Origin of the sequence: Streptomyces acidicola (assembly GCF_009377235.1) — a bacterium.
Taxonomy (GTDB): domain Bacteria; phylum Actinomycetota; class Actinomycetes; order Streptomycetales; family Streptomycetaceae; genus Streptomyces; species Streptomyces acidicola.
The window spans coordinates 1-2096 of record NZ_VMNX01000481.1; the positions used below are offsets into that span (position 1 = coordinate 1).

Consider the following 2096-nt stretch of genomic DNA (forward strand, 5'->3'; position numbering starts at 1 on the left):
CGAGGTACACCGTCGGCGCGGTCGGCTCGATCTCGTCCCCGTCGAGCGCGAGGATCTCCCCCAGCCGGCCGCCGGTTGCCAGGAACGCCTCCATGATGTCCGGGAGGTCGCGCCAGAACTGCGACCGCGGACCGAGCTTGCGCCCGTTCTTGTCGCGCGACTTCTTCTCGCCGTACTCCCGGAGCGCGGCGAACATTTCCTGCCGCTGCTCCAGGGTCATCGCCTTGACCGTCTTCTGTGACGGCCGGGTCAGACGCCCGATGGACTTCACCGGGTTGAAGTCGAAGGCGCCGTGCCGCACGCCGTACGCGCACACGGCGGACAGCACGGTCCGGATCGATGCCGCCGTGCTGTAGGACTGCGCCTGCCCCTTCCTCACCAGCTTGTCGCAGCGCGACGGCAGCACCTCGTGCGCCTGCAGCTGGCCCAGGGCCGGGACGATCCAGTTTCGCAGGTAGGACTTGTACAGCTGCGGGGTCTGGTTGTCCTTGCCCGCGCTCGCGTAGTCCAGCTCGAAGTCCTCGAACCACGCCCAGCAGATCTTCTCGAACCGCGTGTACTTGCTGATCTCCCCCGCGCGTGCTTCGGCGCTGAGGTCCCGCATGGCCTCCTTGAGGTTGTCCTCTGCCTTCGTCGAGCTGGAGCCTCGCCGGCGCACCTGTTTGCTGCTGCCATCGGCCATCCGGAACCGGGCGTGCGCCTCGTAGACGGCCGGGCGCCCCTTGGACTTGTCGCGCAGCTTCTTGACGTGAATGCGCCCCCACGTCCCGACAGGAGTCGCCGGCCTACCCACGGCGCACCGTCACGCGGGCAGAACGCAAGCGTCGAGCAAGACGAGATCCGCATGGAGGAGACAGTCGGTCCCGCGCGGCGGCGGAGGGCTGGCCGGGGGCGCCGGTGGCGCAGGGCTGGCCGGCGGAGTAGCGGGCGCTGCTGAGGGCGGAAGCGGTTGCACGGCCATCGGGGGCGCGCTGGAGGACGCCGGCTGGGACGGCGTGCGCGCGGAGCCGACGACTGGCGCGGGCCGTCGTGTCCCGGGCGCGGCGGGTGCCGGCCACGAGGTGACGGGTGGTGGTGTGGGCGCCGCCTCTGGAGGCGGCGCAGGTCTCGACGGAGGTGCCGGAGTGGGCAGCGCAACAGGCGGGTGCTGGCGTTGCGGCGCCGGCGTGGGTGACCAGGGAGCCGACGCGACGAGCGCGGCCGCGATTCCGATCGCGGTGAGCGCTACCGTGCTCGCGGCCACCGGGTGTTCCCGCACGGGGTTCGGCACGAGGTACAGGCGCCGGCCCGGCGTCGGTCCGCCGTCGTCCGGCGGCCCGTCTCTGAGGATGGCCTGGATCTGTTCCCGCGCATCGAGGCGCTGATGTAGGCGCCGGATGCTGTAGATGGTGTAGCTCACACCGCCGGTGAGCAGTAGGAGCATTACCCCAATCGCGATGTCTAGCACCCATTCCAACTATGTCGCTCATGGACGCTGTACAACCTTCCGTAATTGCCCTGTTACCCAACGGGTGATGATCAACCCGATTGGCGGATCGGTGAGGCCGGCCTTCCGCCCTTGTCGTAAGCCTGCTCGCGCAACGCGAAGATGATCTTCCATTTGGACTCTTCGCGCTCCCCCTTGACATAATCCCGCAGATTCCCGCAGACTGTGCGCCATGCCCAAGTTGATCAGGTCCCGGGTGAAGCACCGGATGGCCGAGCTGGCCGTCACCTCGACGCAGCAGCTCGCCGCCGAGACCGACATTCCCTGGGGATCCCTCCGCAACGCCCTGGCCGGGCGCGACCCGATCACCCTCGCCCGCGTGTACGCGCTCGCACGCGCGCTGACGGGAGAGGGTGAAAACTTCCGGGTCGTCGCCGCCGAGATCGTCGCGGACCGCGCCCTGGCTGCAGAGATCCTCGCGAACAACGACGGTGTTCCCGACGAGCCGCCAGCCCAGCCAAAGCGCCCGTCTGCACCCCCGCCGCGTCGCACCAAGGACCCGAGAGCGCCGAAGCGCGTCGCCGGAGCGGCGGCATGAAGGACGAGGCCCGTGACGGCTACCGCACCGACGAACTGGCCGAGCGGCTAGGGGTTCCGTACAGGACGGTGA

2 protein-coding genes are annotated in these 2096 nt (G+C 69.4%); one reads left to right on the forward strand and one right to left on the reverse strand.

Annotation, left to right across the window (positions count from 1 at the left end; all coding sequences use genetic code 11):
* Positions 1-793 (reverse strand): phage integrase central domain-containing protein (locus FPZ41_RS46190; protein ID WP_228023462.1); only part of this gene is annotated, 793 nt, incomplete at its 3' end.
* Between the two features lie 865 nt (positions 794-1658).
* On the opposite strand from FPZ41_RS46190, the gene FPZ41_RS46195 reads away from it, so the two are divergent.
* Positions 1659-2024 (forward strand): hypothetical protein, encoded by a 366-nt coding sequence (locus FPZ41_RS46195; RefSeq protein ID WP_152870852.1) that lies wholly within the window; start codon positions 1659-1661, stop codon positions 2022-2024.
* Positions 2025-2096: the final 72 nt, after the last annotated feature.